This window comes from Acidithiobacillus sp. TH-A36, assembly GCF_057473445.1.
Map to the genome: position 1 here is coordinate 1 of NZ_JBYCKP010000228.1, position 1,425 is coordinate 1,425.

2 protein-coding genes are annotated in these 1,425 nt (G+C 56.6%); both read left to right on the forward strand.

The window, feature by feature from the left end; translation table 11 throughout:
* The coding region (locus AC2VLY_RS05955) for a YidH family protein (protein ID WP_486893153.1) at positions 1–887 on the forward strand (887 nt) is incomplete at its 5' end.
* A gap of 115 nt (positions 888–1,002) precedes the next feature.
* Positions 1,003–1,425 (forward strand): Uma2 family endonuclease (locus tag AC2VLY_RS05960; RefSeq protein WP_486921927.1); only part of this gene is annotated, 423 nt, incomplete at its 3' end.

A 1,425-nucleotide genomic window follows, 5' to 3' on the forward strand; every position in this document is an offset into this window, starting at 1 on the left:
TCATTATCGCTGCGGCTGACCCGAACAACCCGAGTATGCGTGCCCGGGTTCAGGACCTGGTCCCGGCCCATCATTACGAATTTCGTGTCGCGCTCAAGGAAGACATCCGCTGGTACATACAGGACTACAAGCATGCCGAGGCACCCTTGCTCATTGGCATTGAGCGCACGGGCTTGGCCTATTGGCGTAACACCATGGCGCACTGGCGCACCAAGCTGGCTGCCCATCGTACCGCTCATGCCCGCGCCCGGACGGCCATGAAGTTGCTACGCTGGGGGCTTGCCATGGTGGCACTGGCCAATGTGCTGACTAAAGTCTCCCACAACGATCTCTCACCTTACCACCTGCCGATTTTGTTGGTCGGCATTGTTCTGGCCCTGATCGGCTTGTTCGATTATCTGAAAGTGCGTGGCAGCCGCATGGATCTACCCTGCCAAAGCGCCTTGATTGATATTACGACCGAGAACGTGCGCTTTACCGATCGTTATCACCTTCCTGAAGCCCCGGTTGAGGCGGAGGATGACAGTGCCCTGGCCAGACTGGCGGCGGCCATTCCCCATTACTGTTCGATTTTGCGCCCGGTTCCGGCCAGCAAGGAGCGCACCCATCTGGCCCGCGAGCGTAATATGCTCGCCGCCCAGCGCACCATTGCCGCCAGTCACCGCGCCTCTTACGCGCGCGCCCGAACCGGGTTGTCGCTGATCCGCACCGGGGTGGCATTTATCGGCCTGGGTCTGGCCATCCACAAAATACTGGGCGCGACACCCTACAGTTTCACCGATTATATTCTGATTGCTGCGGGCTGCCTGATGCTGCTGGATGGTTTGTTCTGGTATCTGCCTGCCCGCCGCCTAAAATATGGCTTGGGGCGCGACATCAAGCCCTAAAGGGAAGAATCATCCCGGCGCTACCCGCTATTTCTTGCCATCTTGCGGCGATGACACAGAAGCTTCCACGTTTTATGATGAGGACTGTTGATACGCTGAGTCAGGAGGAAAGGTCATGCAGATAGCCATGTTACGGCCTTTGTCTGGCAAAGAGTATCTGGAAGGTGAGGAGCGCGCAGATATACGCCATGAGTATGTGGCCGGGCAGGTTTATGCCATGGCCGGGGCCAAGCTGCGGCATAACCAGATTGCCGGTAACCTGTATGGACTGCTCTGGCAAAAAGCCCGTGGCAGTCACTGTCAGGTTCTGAACAGCGATATGAAAGTGCGGGTGGAAGCTGTAGATGCCTTTTATTACCACGATGTGGTGTTGCCCTGTGGCGAGCGTTTGTCCGGAGATACCCTCTATCTGGAAGATCCTTGCCTTATCGTCGAAGTATTGTCGGCGAGCACGGCGAATGTGGACCGTCGTGAAAAGCTACAAGCTTATCAGACGCTCCCTAGCCTGCAGGAATATGTTTTGGTGGATAGCGAAAAA